The organism is Howardella ureilytica (genome assembly GCF_054657495.1).
Genome location: NZ_BAAHYP010000008.1, coordinates 46,805 through 59,631, shown reverse-complemented (window position 1 = coordinate 59,631; position 12,827 = coordinate 46,805). Strand labels below are relative to the sequence as shown.

At 38.7% G+C, this 12,827-nt stretch carries 12 protein-coding genes; 3 read left to right on the top strand and 9 right to left on the bottom strand.

Annotated features, from left to right (window positions below; all coding sequences use genetic code 11):
- Nucleotides 1–56 precede the first annotated feature (56 nt).
- The 8 genes from ACYQ1N_RS05090 to ACYQ1N_RS05055 all read right to left on the bottom strand — a co-directional run bounded on the left by ACYQ1N_RS05090 (nt 57) and on the right by ACYQ1N_RS05055 (nt 8,231).
- Nucleotides 57–1,166: an LD-carboxypeptidase gene (locus ACYQ1N_RS05090; RefSeq protein ID WP_459833532.1), complete on the bottom strand. Its 1,110-nt coding sequence runs from the start codon at nt 1,164–1,166 to the stop codon at nt 57–59.
- Nucleotides 1,167–1,203: 37 nt separating this feature from the next.
- Nucleotides 1,204–1,917, bottom strand: a complete 714-nt coding sequence (locus ACYQ1N_RS05085; protein ID WP_459833530.1) for an adaptor protein MecA — start codon at nt 1,915–1,917, stop codon at nt 1,204–1,206.
- Nucleotides 1,918–2,078: 161 nt separating this feature from the next.
- Complete coding sequence (gene ilvC, locus ACYQ1N_RS05080) at nt 2,079–3,104, bottom strand: ketol-acid reductoisomerase (protein WP_459833527.1); 1,026 nt, start codon at nt 3,102–3,104, stop codon at nt 2,079–2,081.
- A gap of 84 nt (nt 3,105–3,188) precedes the next feature.
- Entirely contained in the window at nt 3,189–3,671 is a 483-nt protein-coding gene (gene ilvN / locus ACYQ1N_RS05075) for an acetolactate synthase small subunit (RefSeq protein WP_459833524.1), read from the bottom strand.
- 176 nt (nt 3,672–3,847) lie between these two features.
- Complete coding sequence (locus tag ACYQ1N_RS05070; RefSeq protein ID WP_459833521.1) at nt 3,848–4,717, bottom strand: hemolysin family protein; 870 nt, start codon at nt 4,715–4,717, stop codon at nt 3,848–3,850.
- 27 nt (nt 4,718–4,744) lie between these two features.
- Entirely contained in the window at nt 4,745–5,914 is a 1,170-nt protein-coding gene (alr, locus tag ACYQ1N_RS05065; RefSeq protein WP_459833519.1) for an alanine racemase, read from the bottom strand.
- A gap of 35 nt (nt 5,915–5,949) precedes the next feature.
- Complete coding sequence (locus ACYQ1N_RS05060; RefSeq protein ID WP_459833516.1) at nt 5,950–7,527, bottom strand: NAD(P)H-hydrate dehydratase; 1,578 nt, start codon at nt 7,525–7,527, stop codon at nt 5,950–5,952.
- A 29-nt stretch (nt 7,528–7,556) separates the two neighbouring features.
- Entirely contained in the window at nt 7,557–8,231 is a 675-nt protein-coding gene (locus tag ACYQ1N_RS05055; RefSeq protein ID WP_459833514.1) for a redox-sensing transcriptional repressor Rex, read from the bottom strand.
- A gap of 276 nt (nt 8,232–8,507) precedes the next feature.
- Between ACYQ1N_RS05055 and ACYQ1N_RS05050 the strand changes: the two genes are divergently transcribed.
- From ACYQ1N_RS05050 to ACYQ1N_RS05040, 3 genes are all read left to right on the top strand, one after another.
- Nucleotides 8,508–8,852 (top strand): HU family DNA-binding protein, encoded by a 345-nt coding sequence (locus tag ACYQ1N_RS05050; protein WP_459833511.1) that lies wholly within the window; start codon nt 8,508–8,510, stop codon nt 8,850–8,852.
- Between the two features lie 219 nt (nt 8,853–9,071).
- Complete coding sequence (locus ACYQ1N_RS05045) at nt 9,072–9,536, top strand: CYTH domain-containing protein (protein WP_459833509.1); 465 nt, start codon at nt 9,072–9,074, stop codon at nt 9,534–9,536.
- Complete coding sequence (locus ACYQ1N_RS05040; protein WP_459833507.1) at nt 9,536–10,837, top strand: chloride channel protein; 1,302 nt, start codon at nt 9,536–9,538, stop codon at nt 10,835–10,837. Before ACYQ1N_RS05045 ends, ACYQ1N_RS05040 begins: the two co-directional genes overlap by 1 nt.
- A gap of 127 nt (nt 10,838–10,964) precedes the next feature.
- On the opposite strand, the gene ACYQ1N_RS05035 is transcribed toward ACYQ1N_RS05040, so the two are convergent.
- Entirely contained in the window at nt 10,965–12,791 is a 1,827-nt protein-coding gene (locus ACYQ1N_RS05035) for a single-stranded-DNA-specific exonuclease RecJ (protein ID WP_459833504.1), read from the bottom strand.
- Between the last annotated feature and the right edge of the window lie 36 nt (nt 12,792–12,827).

The window sequence follows — 12,827 nt, the reverse complement described above, 5'->3', positions numbered from 1 at the left end:
GGATAGCATTCCCGTAATCGGACATCTTTTAAAAACTTATGCACAATACACAAATTTTATTCGTATATATATTGTATTGAAATGTTGTCATCAACCGTGATATCGGCAACGGCACCGCTGATAATCGGTATTGCAGGCGGTAAATGGCCTATATCCGCATCCAATATCATATATTTATCAAATTCTCCCAATACGGATACGACCGCATTATATTCGCTTACTCCTATTTCTGTTTCATTAAAATGATAAGGTCTTCCGAAAATAAAGCCGTTTGCATGATTAAACCATCCTGCATTTTTTAGCTGAAACAAGCCTCTTCTTATTTGCAGCATGGATAAATCACAGCTTTCAAGGAACCAGATAATCCCGTCGTCTTTGTATTTCTCGGTAAATTCCTTAACTCTGTCGAATCTTGTTCCGCAAAGAGTTATTAACGTGTCAAGACATCCGCCGATTATTCTTCCCTTAAACCTTACGGGCGTACTTAACTTCTTAACTTCCGGCAACGGAATATTCAACTCTTCGGCGTTATTTATCATATCCGGAGAAGGTGCTTCAACAACAGGTGTGTTACCTTTATATATGTATAATCTCTTTGCTTCAGTTAAATTATAAGGCGCATACGGATTGACATCTGATTTAACGGAGTTTCTTTCCCACATATCGAACCCTTTTACGGAATCTGTCTTTCCGGTCAATATATCCATATCCTGTTGAAGCGATTTATCCCAAGGCTTCATACCGAAACTCGGAGCGCACGGAGCGTATATGGACGCAGTATCCAAAACCGTATTCAGCAAAAATGTGAAATTGGTGTTATCGGAATATCCCATATACCATTTCGGAGCACATTTCTTCAGACTTTCAAAATCAAGCTCAGCCATGGTATCGCACATTAGCTCTCCGCCTCCGACGGAAATTATCACATCGGATTTATCGTCGGAATATATATATTCAAGCTCTTTTGCACACTCTTTCGGATCCGTGCTTATCCCGATTCCGTCTGCCATGTAGCAGTTCGGCGTAACTTCCGTTTTGTATCCGAGTTCCTCAAACCTGCTTAATGCCTCTCTGAAACAGGATTTATACGGTTCCGTGGTGCATCCTAATGACGGAGCTGTAAATCCTATCGTTCCTCCGTTCTCCAAAAACTTTGGGTATTTCATATGCCCTCCATAATGTATGTTATGTGTGCGGATATATTTATACGGCGTATTTTTTTATCTGAGAAAGCGCATTGCCGCTTAGGAGAATGTCCATATGTTCCATAATATACGCAATCACATTGTCGTCGGCAACTTCAAAAGTGCCGTATTCCAAGGCTTTTATAAGAAATTTTTTATATTTCTCCGTAGACATTCTTGTTCTTAAAAGTACAAGGTAGTAGCTGTCGCCGTCCTTAAACAGCGTATTGTTGATTCCCCATGTTGAATCCACGGAACCTGCAAACATTTCAATATCCGCAAGAGAATCAAATCTGTACAATATCCTTTTGTCCAAGATGTCTTTATCCAGTTCAACCGGTTTTTTTGGCTTAACCATCTCATCTTCATCAACGAAATCCTCATCCATATCGCTGAATCCGCCGAATATATCGGATACAATGTCTTCACCGTCCTGTTTATTCTTGTAAGGGTTCCTTCCGTTTTTCATGTCTTCGTTGCCCTGAGGCTTTCTTCCGCTTACGGTTAAAAGAAAAGTATGATTAGGCTGCGGTACGAGTTGAACGGACATAATCGTATTGTCCATGTTGACACCTATTTGCTCTCTGGCCTTTTCCATAAGAGTGTCTAATAATGAATGAATTTTGTTTGTGTTATTCCCAAAAAAGTCTTCCATTGTTAAATTAAAATTATTCATGTCGTCTTTATTAAGAATTACCTGGAATTTAAAATCATTAATTTTTTTAAATTGCATTATGTACACCTCCCCTCATACCGTTTTGGGTATATAATTTAGTTAATTATATTATATATCTTATATAAGCTCCATTAACAATTTATTAACTTTATATATTAAAAAAGAAGCATTACTGTTTAGGCAATGCTTCTTTTTTATCATGTATCTTACAAGAATAATCAGTTGTTGATTAACTTATCATCTTCATTATTCCAGCTGTAAAGCTTTCTTACTTCCTCACCTACGACTTCAAGCTTTGTAGCTGCAGCATTCTTTCTGAGAGCATTAAGATGTACTCTGCCGCCTGCATCTGACATGTCAAGAAGGAAATCCTTTGCAAATGTTCCGTCCTGAATATCCTTTAATACGGCTTTCATGGCTTTCTTTGTCTCATCTGTAATGATCTTAGGACCTGTGATGTAATCACCGTATTCGGCAGTATTTGAAATAGAATAACGCATGCCCTTGAAACCTGACTGATAGATAAGGTCTACAATAAGTTTCATTTCATGTACGCACTCAAAGTATGCGTTTCTTGGATCATAACCCGCTTCAACAAGTGTATCGAAACCTGCCTGCATAAGAGCAGTAACACCGCCGCAAAGAACAGCCTGCTCACCGAAAAGGTCTGTCTCTGTTTCAGTCTTAAATGTTGTCTCAAGAACGCCTGCTCTTGCACCGCCGATACCTGCCGCATATGCCAACGCAATATCAAGAGCCTTGCCTGTAGCATCCTGATATACGGCAACGAGACAAGGTGTTCCCTTACCTTCCTGGTACTCACTTCTTACAGTATGACCCGGAGCCTTAGGAGCGATCATTGTAACATCTACATCTGCAGGAGGTGTAATAAGACCGTAATGAATGTTGAAACCGTGAGCAAACATAAGCATTGCACCTGACTTAATGTTTGGCTCAATATCTTTCTTGTACATATTTGCCTGAGATTCATCATTAATGAGAACCATAATAATATCAGCACTCTTAACTGCATCAGCTGTATTCATTACCGTAAGTCCCTGTGCCTCGGCCTTAGCCTTTGACTTTGAACCTTCATAAAGACCGATAACAACATCTACTCCGGACTCCTTTAAGTTTAAGCCGTGTGCATGTCCCTGGCTGCCGTAACCGATGATTGCTACCTTTTTACCGTCAAGTAATGATAAATCACAATCGTTCTGATAAAAAATTCTTGCTTCTGACATAATTATTGTCCTCCTGAGATTAAATATTATAATGATATCACATAATGTATAATCGAAATTATACATTACATGTCATTTGTTTGATTATTTTGCTCCTCTTTCGAGAGCTGTAATGCCTGTCCTTGCTATTTCAATAACATGATAACTGTTAAGCAAGCTGACAAATGCATTGAGTTTTGTCTGATCCCCCGTAAGTTCAATTACAACGGATTTCTCCGAGACATCCAGCACCTTTGCGTGGAAAATATTTGAAAGAGCCGCGATCTCGCTTCTTTTCGATGCGTCACACTCAACCTTTACAAGTATTAACTCTCTGCATACTGTTTCTGAAATAGGAAGTTCCTTGATTTCTTTTATATCTATAAGTTTGGCCAACTGCTTTTCAATCTGATCCAAGACATCTTCGTCACCGGTCGTGACAATCGTCATTCTTGAATAACTTGAATCGAGGGTCTCGCCTACGGTTAAAGATTCAATATTATATCCTCTTCTGCTGAAAAGACCGGAAACGCGGCTAAGCACACCAGAAGAATTCTCTACAAGCAATGAAAATACTGCTTTTCTCACCTTCGCACCTCCTATTTAAAATTACAGTTTAATAATAATAAGTAAAATATAACTTACTGTACAATTTAATAAGTAAATTGTCAATGTAACTTTATTTTTTTGTTTAATTTTTATACATTAGATAATCATCTATATAAATTAATAAAACGGATATGAAAAATGATTGTTATGTTACGTCAGTCTTCAGAATAATCATAAAGTTTTGTGGCCTTCACTTCTTCGGCCACTCTGTTTTTCACACTCAACATTTCAAACAAATAACCTTTATATTCAAAAGAAAACTTCTCTCCCTCTTTAGGTATATGTCCAAGATTATATGTTATAAAGCCGTTGACGGTTTCTATGTTGTCATTACCGAACTCTATGTCTAATGCATCTCCCGCTTCGGATAATTCCGTATGACCGTACAACAGATATGATCCGTCTTTTTGTTTATCAATGCCCGTATCGGGTTCATCGTGCTCATCCCATATATTTCCGACAATTTCTTCAAGCACGTCTTCCATCGTTACAATACCTGCGGTCTGTCCGTATTCATCCACCACCAAAACCATATGCGCTTTCTTGTGCTGCATCTCTTTAAAAAGCTTGCTTATAAGTCTTGTTTCAGGAACCGCTGAAACTTCCATAAGCAGCTCGTCACTTAAATTAAGTAATGTCTTTCCTCTGTTTTCGGGATTGGAGTAACATTTAACAAGGTCTCTTATATGATATATTCCGACAATGTTGTCGATGTTGTCAACATATACCGGGTATCTCGAAAAACCGTCCTGCATCGTTTTTTTGAATGTCTCATCAAGCGTTGCCTCGGCATCCATCGAAACAATGTTTTTTCTGTGGGTCATAACGTCCGAAACCGTCTTTTCTCCCAAATCAATGATATTATTAATCATTTCAACGGTATTTTCGGCTATTATGCCCGCTTCGTGACTCTCTTGAACAATATCTTTAATTTCCTCCGTTACTTCCTCATCGCTTTTTTTCTGCTTTGATTTTCTGAACACGGAAAAAAATCCTTTCTTTTCTCGGGGGTGATCGTCTTTCATATTAAATATCCTTTCATAAATTAACAATTACCACTTTTCATGAAAATGCTCATGCGTTTTTATATAATTACCGTTTTCATAATAATTTCTCGGAATACGTTTGGTTATTCCGCATACAAATTCATAATTAAATCTTCCGGAAATCGCAGATAAATCTTCGACCCGAATGGTTTCGTTACCGTCCGTGCCGATCATTGTAACCGTATCGCCTCTCTCTACGCCGTCAATATCGGTGCAATCCACCATAAGCTGGTCCATGCATATATTTCCGACTATATCTGCTTTCTTACCTTTTATAAGCACATAGCCTTTGTTTGATAAGCTTCTCGGATAACCGTCTGCATATCCTATGGATACGGTCGCTATCTTTCTGTCTTCATCCGCCACATATACTCCGCCGTAACCCACACTGTCTCCCTTATGTATTGTCTTAACCATGGAAACCCTGCTTTTCAAAGACATTGCGGGAACCAGCCCCGCCCTTTCTATCGGAACATCTTCCGACGGTTCAAGGCCGTACATTGCAATCCCTATTCTTACCATATCCATATTGGTTTTCGGCATATCTATGGCAGCAGCCGAATTGGCACAGTGGTGTATGTCAAATGTTACTCCTTCACATTTACACATCTCTATGAAGTCAGTAAACAGCTTGTATTGCTTTTCAGCCAACCCTTTGTCAACAGTATCTGATGAGAAAAAATGTGTAAATATGCCGTGTGCATCCACAGAGTCAAGATTTTTGATATATTTTACAAGCTCAACGCTTTCCTTAACCGGTTCAATACCGATTCTCCTCATTCCCGTATCCACTTTTATGTGGCATTTGGCGGTTTTTCCTGATTTACGGGCCGTTTCGGATAATATGTCGGCAGATTCTTTGTCGAATATGACAAGATCCACATCGTTGTTTATAAGATCTTCATATTCTTCATATGCCACAAATCCAAATATCAAAATCGGCTTTTTTATGCCGTTTTCTCTGAGATTGATTGCCTCGGGACCGGTAGCAACCGCAAAATAATCGGCTCTCGTTTCCAACGCTTTTGATACCGCCACATCACCGTGTCCGTATGCATCCGCCTTAACAACTATCAATGTCTTGGTTCCGGGCTTCGTCCTCTTCATAATATTGTCGACATTATTTTTTATTATGTCGAGATTAACATCTTCATAGGCTCGCTTATAATCATCCATTTCCATTGTCCTTAAATTATAAATACTTGAAGTATTTATTTTAGCACATTGCCAATCCCTTTAACAATATCAGTTGCACTCATGCTGTTATTCCCCTTCTCGTCTCTTGCACTTTCACCCGCAAGAGCGTGAAGAAGAACTCCTTTGGAAACATTTTCCAATTGCATTGCATTAATGCATTTTCTTTCTTCTTCTGTATCTGAATGTGAGTATTTAGGAGTACTCAGTACGGCGTTTGCAATTATTCCCGTAAGTACGTCTCCGGAACCTGCGGTGGCCATACCGTTACATCCGTAATTGTTGATAATCACTTTGTAACCGTCGGTAATTACCGTCTTTGCATCCTTTAAGACCAATACAACATTTAATCTTTTGGCCCATTTTTTTGCAACATTTACAATATCCGATTTAATTTCACTTACGTTTAATCCCGTCAGTCTGCTGAATTCTTTAATATGCGGAGTTATTACCGTATTATATTTTCTTCTCTTTGATAAAAATATATTTTTATTTCTTAACAGTTCATCGGAACATATGTTAAGTGCATCCGCATCAATAACCGTACATACTTCGGATGATTCCATAACGGCATGAACAATAGATTTTGCTTCCTTTCCCGTGCCGAGACCGGGACCAACAATTACCGAACTGAAGTTGTTTACGTTATCTCTTATCCAGTCACAGATTGCTTCCGTACCCTGAGTATCGTATAACTTAAGAACCGCTTCCGGAACAGAACTTAAAACGGCGGTTCTGTTGCTTATGTGAGTACACATTGTAACCTTTCCGGCACCTCCGTGTAACGCGGATGACAGGCTTAAGATACCTGCTCCTCCCATATTCTCGGAGCCTGCAACAATAAGTATATTACCGAATGTTCCTTTGTTGGAATTGTCCTCTCTCTTCTTCAAACTGTTAATATCGTCTTTCTCAAGCAAGAAATATGTATCCGCAACCTGCTTTTCAATAAATTCCGGAAATCCTATTTTGCAAACACATACATTGCCTGCATAATCTATTGCGGGATAGAGCGTCATCCCCAGCTTGTTCCTTCCAAAAGTCAATGTTTCGTCAGCCTTTACGGCGCATCCGAGAACTTTTCCGCTGTCTGCGGATATTCCGGACGGTATATCTGCGGAAATTACATATGCTCCCGAATTATTAATTTCTTCGATTGCGGTTTTATATTTACCTGATACATCCCTGTCAAGTCCGGTTCCGAATATTCCGTCAATAATAATTCCGTATCGTGACATATCCGGACAGTCGAAAAATATATTAATTCCGAGAGCGGACGCCATGTCCAACTGTTCTTTTAAGGAATTTTTAATATTATTTGAAATAACATAAATGTCGCAAACTATATTTTTTTCGTATAACTGTCTTGCGGCGGCAACACTGTCTCCCCCGTTGTTACCCGAACCGGCTACTGCCAGAATCTTTTTATTTTTCACGAAAAAATTGTCTTTTATGCAGTTGTTGTATATCTCTGCCGCTCTGCCCGAAATATGAAGCGCAGCCCGTTCCATAAGCAATACGGAAGGAATATGGCAATCTTCAATTGTAAGGCGGTCTACATCTCTTGCCTGCTTTGAATCATACAGTCTCTCCATTGCATATCTCCTTTATCTTTCCTGCCGTCTCACTCTCCGTCATATAATCCGATATTTTCCTCTCTTTTTCTTGCGGATGAGTGAAATGACAATCTTAAAAGCGCATCGGATAAATTAATGTTCTCGATATGTATATCCGGTGAATATCTGAGATCGGTATCCGATATATTAAGAATTTCTTTTATTCCGTTTTCAATCAATTCATTAATAACCGATTTCACCTCATTTTTGGACAGTTCCACTATTGCTATGTCCACATTAGTCTCTTTAAGCAGTTCCTTCAGATCTTTGAGATCGTTTATTACATATCCGTCTAATTTTTCTCCGATATTTATCCTGTTGGTATCAAAAACACCCACAACCGGAAATGATTCTCTTCCGAGCAGGTTATGCTTACTTATCAATGCTCTTATCGTCGCGCTTGTTCCTATGATTATTGTGTTATGTTTTTCCTTTAAACCGAGTATACCGCATATTTCGTCATATAAATATCTTACATTGTAGCCGTAGCCCTGTTGACCGAATGTACCGAATTGATTTAAATCCTGTCTTATCTGAGATGACGTTGTTTTCATTCTCAAACTCAGTTCCTTTGATGAAATTCTGTATATACCCGCATCCATCAGGTCTTTCAAATGTCTCCGGTATATTGGCAATCTCTTTACGACCGCCGCTGAAATCTTCTTGGTATCGCTGTCTTTCATATTCTGTTGTTCTCCCAAATGCCCTAATAATGCGGTGTTATTCTCCCACAAATAACAATCCGATAAATCCTGTTTCATTTTTAAATATATCACTGTGATAATATCTTAACAAATGTCAAAATGTATTTTTTAGATATATCGATATTTTTGTAAATAAATCTTCTATAACTCACTTTTTATCACACTTTTTAGCATTTTTTATTGACAATGAAACTGTAATAGATTATAAATTAGACAGTATATTTTAAATTGTCCAATTAAGGGAGGATTATCATTATGAATAAGAGCGAATTAATTGCTGCCATTTCAGAAAAAGCTGAGATCAAGAAGGTTGATGCTGAGAAGTTTTTAGCTGCATTTATCGATACTGTTTCAGAGCAGCTTAAAGAAGGTAATAAGATCCAGCTTGTAGGTTTCGGTACATTCGAAACTGCCGAAAGAGCTGCAAGAGTGGGCAAGAACCCTCAGACAGGCGCCGAGATTCAGATTCCTGCTTCCGTTGCTCCTAAATTCAAACCCGGCAAAGCTCTTAAAGACCTCGTTAACGTGAAGGAAGAAGCAGTTGAGACTAAAGAGGCAAAGAAGGCTCCTGCTAAAGCTTCTGCAAAGAAAAAGAAATAATATATTTTGATTTAAACGATCTGATATTTGACGATATTTATAATATAAAGATTTATCTTAACCGGCTTATTTTTATAAGCCGGTTTTTTCATTTTTCTTTTTTCTTTCTATTTTTATTAATCATCATTGATTTTTTTTCTTTTTAATATAGATTATATATGTGTAACGGCACTTTTATTGCCATTTATGTATGTAGACGAATTTGTGTAATTTAATACCATGGAAATAGAAAGAAAATTTTTAATCACATCACTGCCTGACGGTTTGGATAATTATAAACTGCGAATAATTGAACAGGGATATCTTTGTGACGTTCCGGCAATAAGGGTAAGAAAAGATAACGAATCATATTATATGACATATAAATCAGGGGACGGCATCGCCCGTGAAGAAGCCAATCTGCCTCTTACCAAAGAATCATATGAGCATCTTTTGCCAAAAAGCGACGGAATAATCATCACAAAAAAAAGATATGAGATTCCCCACGGAGAATTTACAATAGAATTGGATATATTTGAAAACGAACTTCACGGACTGATCGTTGCCGAAGTCGAATTTAATTCCGTTGAGGAAGCACACAAATATATCCCTCCTCATTGGTTCGGCGATGAGGTTACAACGGACAAAAGATATTCCAACGCATATTTGAGCAGGTTCGGTCTGCCGTCTGAAAGGGTTTTATAATGTCGCGTTTTATAAAAGACTTTTTTTACAACAAAAAGGAAGTAAGCGAATTCACCACCAAGGAGAAATTAGCATTTACCACTCTTATAAAATGGTGCTTCTATTCCGTTATTCTGGGTGTAATTCTCGGCTTTGTAGGTACATTTGCAACAAAAGCATATACATTTGTTACCGATCTCAGACTGGCAAATCCCTGGCTTGTATATTTTCTTCCTCTTGCGGGAATTCTGATAGTATTTCTGTATAAATTGTTCCGACAGGAAGAAAATACCGGAAGTAACCTTATTATTCAATCGGTGCAGTCAGGCGAAAAAATCCCGTTCAGGGTTATACCCGTCATATTCTCCGGAATGTTGCTTACACACCTATGCGGAGGTTCCTGCGGCCGCGGATCCGCCAATTTTCAAATCGGAGGATCTTTCGGTAATACCATAGGAAGAATATTCCGTCTTGATGAGAAAGATAAGCATGTTCTTATTATGGCGGGAATGGGTTCATGTTATGCCGTGGTTTTCGGAGCGCCTGCCGCTTCTTCCATATTTGCAATGGAAGTTATCAGCGTCGGCGTCATGCATTATGCTGCCATTGTACCTTGTTTTTTATCTGCCATTATCGCAAGAGGTGTTTCCAAATATATGGGAATAACAGCAACTACCTTCTCCGTAGGGGATGTTCCGTCTTTGAACTTTCTCTCCGGAGGAAAAGCCGTATTGCTCGGAATTATTTTTGCTGCGGTAAGCATGCTGTATATAGTTGCATTTGAAACATTTTCAAAACTGTTCAAGGTTGTTTTAAAGAATCCTTACTTAATAATGGCTGCGGGAGGAGCCGTTGTGGCTCTTTTGACTCTTGTATTACAGACAAACGAATACCTTGGAACGGGAATCAGTCAAATCCCGGATATTATGTTTGTATCTGCCCCGTGGTATGTATTTCTGCTAAAGATATTATTTACATCCGTATCACTGGGCGCCGGATTTAAGGGCGGAGAGATTGCACCTGCCATGTTTGTGGGCGCCTCACTCGGCAGCTTCATTGCTCCGATGTTCGGTCTTCCGATTCCCCTTGTGGTGGCATGCGGTATCGCAGCAGTATTTTGCGGCGTAACTAACAGTCCGATTACGGCAATAGTATTTTCCATCGAATTATTCGGTGCCGGTCAAATATATTACTGTATGATATGTGTTTCTGTAAGTTACCTCATATCAGAATACTTCAGCATATATAAGACTCAAAAGATTATGTATTCCAAATACAGTACAACCTTTATTAACAGAAAGTCACACCATATAGACAACTAAACTTATAGGATCTTTAACGGAAAACGGTCAAATATGCACTCGGTTTAATACTTATTAACCGAATTATAATTGCATATTTGACCGTTTTTTCTGTTTTTAAATTATACTTACTTAACGTATACTTATCTTAATTTATTGATACAAAATCTTCTATTCTCAACTGAATGTTTTTTCTTCCATCATATTCGTTTATTTCCGGAAAATAAGTTACGGATACCGTATTCCCCGCCTGAGGTTTAATCTCTTTTTCGTTAACAAACTTCACGGCAGTAAATCTGCTGCCGTTTTTCATCTCCAATATAAGTTTCAAAAAATTATTTTTTTGACCCAGAATGCGAGCATCGACAACCTTTAAATCCTTATATGCAAACAGGGGTCTTTTATTCCCCTCTCCAAAAGGAGCAAGCATATTTATTTCATTAATCAGCTTTTCAGTTACATAGTCCGGAGGCATGGGAACATCTATCCACACCGTTTCTTTGTACATATCCGGAACAACCGGAAATTCATTTATTCTTCTTTTAAATTCCGGAATATCGGAAATATTTATGGAGAATCCCGCCGCCGATTTGTGACCGCCGAACTTCAACAGTAAGTCACTTACAGATGTCAAAGCTTCATGTATATTAAAACCGTCTATGGATCTGGCAGACGCCTTGGCCTGTCCTTCAAAATCTCCCATTGCGTCCGTCAATATTATTGTCGGTTTATAAAAATGTTCTTTAATTCTTCCGGCTACAAGTCCTGCCAGAGCTTCATGACAGTCCGGAATATGGCATACGATAACATTATCATTTGCCGAATTTTCCCTTTCTATTATTTCAAAGGCTTTGTTAACTGCATTTAAAGTCATATCTTTCCTGTTGATATTTAATTCATTAATTTTTTTCGCAATTAACAACGCCTCCTCATAATCATCCGTTAAAAACAGATTAACGGCATTTATGGCGTCATCCAATCTTCCTGCGGCATTTATGCACGGTCCGAGAATGAACCCCACTTCAAAGGCTCCGATATTTTTATCCCTGTATCCCGTAACATCTATGAGGGCGTTTAAACCCAAAACGGCTGAAGACTTTCCGGCATTTTCCATAATATCACGGCCGTCCGAATCATAATCGTAAAAATAATCCGATTCTTCATATTCGGCATACGGATCAAAATATTCCGAAACCGTCTTTAGTTTATTAATCAATTCAAGTCCCTTTTTAGCCAATATTCGGTTTTCGTCCTTAAGCGCCACGATGTCGCCTATTGTGGCAAATGCCGCAAGCTGAAGTGTCTGAATTAAAATATCTTCATCAACTCCCAAAGCGCACAGCAGCTTCCACGCTACACCGGCACCGCATAATTCTTTAAAAGGATATTCACATCCCGGTTGTTTAGGATCTATAATCACATCTGCATCAGGGAAAATATACTTCTTCTCTCCGTCAGACAGTTCATAAGGAACTTCATGATGATCGGTGACAATAAGCTTAATTCCGCACTCTTTCGCATACTCTGCGGCTTCTCCGGCCGCTATTCCGTTATCGCATGTGATTATGACGGATATTCCGTCCTCTTTGGCGGTTTTTACCATTGATTTATTAATTCCGTACCCGTCCGCTATTCTGTGCGGAACACGCGCATCGGAATATGCACCTATATTTTTTAATCCCCTCACCAATATTCCGCATGATGAAGTTCCGTCGATATCATAATCTCCTACCACCCTTATTCGTTCACCGTTTGAAATGGCTTCGTGAATAATATTAACCGCTTCCTTCATCCCCTTCATAAGAAACGGATTATGCAGAAGTCCCAAATCCGGATTGATAAAGCCCGCAAACTCACTTTCTTTTATATCTCTGTTAACAAGTATTCTTGCAACAACCGGATCTATATTAAATTTCTTTGCAAGCCCGTTGAAATCGGCAGACTTTGTGTATACTCTCCACTCTTTATTGCTCATAAAACAACTTATCAATCCTTCCTCAAGAAAATAAAA

Coding starts and splice junctions, on each gene's coding strand:
- ACYQ1N_RS05060 (WP_459833516.1), bottom strand. CDS start 7,527: ATGGAGAGACTGTATGATTCAAAGCAGGCAAGAGATGTAGACCGCCTT.
- ACYQ1N_RS05070 (WP_459833521.1), bottom strand. CDS start 4,717: ATGAAAGACGATCACCCCCGAGAAAAGAAAGGATTTTTTTCCGTGTTC.
- alr (WP_459833519.1), bottom strand. CDS start 5,914: ATGGATGATTATAAGCGAGCCTATGAAGATGTTAATCTCGACATAATA.
- ACYQ1N_RS05035 (WP_459833504.1), bottom strand. CDS start 12,791: ATGAGCAATAAAGAGTGGAGAGTATACACAAAGTCTGCCGATTTCAAC.
- ACYQ1N_RS05040 (WP_459833507.1), top strand. CDS start 9,536: ATGTCGCGTTTTATAAAAGACTTTTTTTACAACAAAAAGGAAGTAAGC.
- ACYQ1N_RS05085 (WP_459833530.1), bottom strand. CDS start 1,917: ATGCAATTTAAAAAAATTAATGATTTTAAATTCCAGGTAATTCTTAAT.
- ilvC (WP_459833527.1), bottom strand. CDS start 3,104: ATGTCAGAAGCAAGAATTTTTTATCAGAACGATTGTGATTTATCATTA.
- ACYQ1N_RS05045 (WP_459833509.1), top strand. CDS start 9,072: ATGGAAATAGAAAGAAAATTTTTAATCACATCACTGCCTGACGGTTTG.
- ACYQ1N_RS05055 (WP_459833514.1), bottom strand. CDS start 8,231: ATGAAAGACAGCGATACCAAGAAGATTTCAGCGGCGGTCGTAAAGAGA.
- ACYQ1N_RS05090 (WP_459833532.1), bottom strand. CDS start 1,166: ATGAAATACCCAAAGTTTTTGGAGAACGGAGGAACGATAGGATTTACA.
- ACYQ1N_RS05050 (WP_459833511.1), top strand. CDS start 8,508: ATGAATAAGAGCGAATTAATTGCTGCCATTTCAGAAAAAGCTGAGATC.